At 75.8% G+C, this 1,236-nt stretch carries 1 protein-coding gene; it reads right to left on the reverse strand.

Annotation, left to right across the window (positions count from 1 at the left end; genetic code table 11):
* Positions 1–165: 165 nt before the first annotated feature.
* The gene (locus PAI11_RS10880) at positions 166–957 is read right to left on the reverse strand and encodes a ParA family protein (protein ID WP_007574354.1); all 792 of its coding nucleotides are present in this window, start codon (positions 955–957) and stop codon (positions 166–168) included.
* Positions 958–1,236 lie beyond the last annotated feature (279 nt).

The raw sequence follows: 1,236 nt of genomic DNA on the forward strand, positions 1-1,236 counted from the left end.
CGGCCGCGACGGCGGCCGGTCGCGGGGCGGGCCGGGTCGCGTCGGCGTCCGCCGGCACCGGCGCCAGCGGGGCGACCGCGATCGGCGCGGCGACCGGCTCCTCGCTCGGGGCGGTCAGGTCCAGCGGGCTGCGCAGGCCGCTGGGGGAGAGCTTCAGACGAGCCATCAGGCGGCCTCCGCCAGGGTCGTGGTGTGGGTGGCGCTGCGCGCCTGGATCTCGGCGGCCAGCTCGCGGAACGCCTGGGCGGCGCGGCCGTCGGGCTTGCGGACGACCAGCGGGATGCCCTCGGTGGTCGCGTCGTGGAAGCCGGCCCGCATCGGGATCTGGGCGTCGAGCAGCGGGGCGTCGAGCGCCGGCAGCGCCTCGTTGAGGGTCTGGTAGGTGTTGCGGCGCTCGTCGACGTTGTTGCGCAGCAGCCCGAGCGTCTCGACGCTGACCCGCCGCCGGCGCAGCGTCTGCAGCGTCGAGAGCAGCGTCGCCGCGCCCTTGTACGCGTTGCGGTCGACCATCGAGATCGGCACCAGCACCTCGTCGGCGGCCAGGAAGCCGTTGACCGTCAGCAGGCCCAGGTTCGGCGGGCAGTCGATCAGGACCAGGTCGTAGTCGCCCTGGACCTCGCGCAGCGCCTCGGCGAGGAACTCCTCGCGGCGTACCTGCGAGACGAGGGTCAGCTCGACGTCGGCCATCCGCCCGTCGCCGACGAGCAGGTCGACGTTCTCGGTGACGGACGTCATCAGCGCCTCGCCGGCCTCGCTCTCGCCGAGGAAGACGTCGGCGATCGTGCCGGTGGCGCTCTCGGGGGAGAGGCCGAACATCGCGGTCGAATCGAACTGGGGGTCGATGTCGACGACGAGGGTCGAGCGGCCCGCCTGCCCCAGCGCGACGGCCAGGTTGACGGTCACGGTGCTCTTGCCAGCGCCGCCCTTCTGGTTGGCGACGGCGATCACGCGGGTCATCGGGTCAGGGTTCCTTCGGCTGGCGGGCGGGCGAGGCCGCGCGGGAGCGCGCCTCGCATCTCCCGTTCGCCGTCGCCGGCGGCCCTCCTTCCTGTCGATCGAGCGGGCGTGCGATCGCCGCCGCGGGCAGTCGGCCGCTCCCGCGGCGCCCCGCTCGCCGTGCCGTCCCCGCCCGCCGCCGGCCGACCGTCCACCCGGGACCCCCTCCGCGCTCGCGCTCGGCCGGGCCCGCCGTCGGTCGGCCTCGCCGGCGGCCGGTCGCGCCGCCTTCCGCCCGTC

It is taken from the genome of Patulibacter medicamentivorans (genome assembly GCF_000240225.1).
Classification (GTDB): Bacteria; Actinomycetota; Thermoleophilia; order Solirubrobacterales; family Solirubrobacteraceae; genus Patulibacter; species Patulibacter medicamentivorans.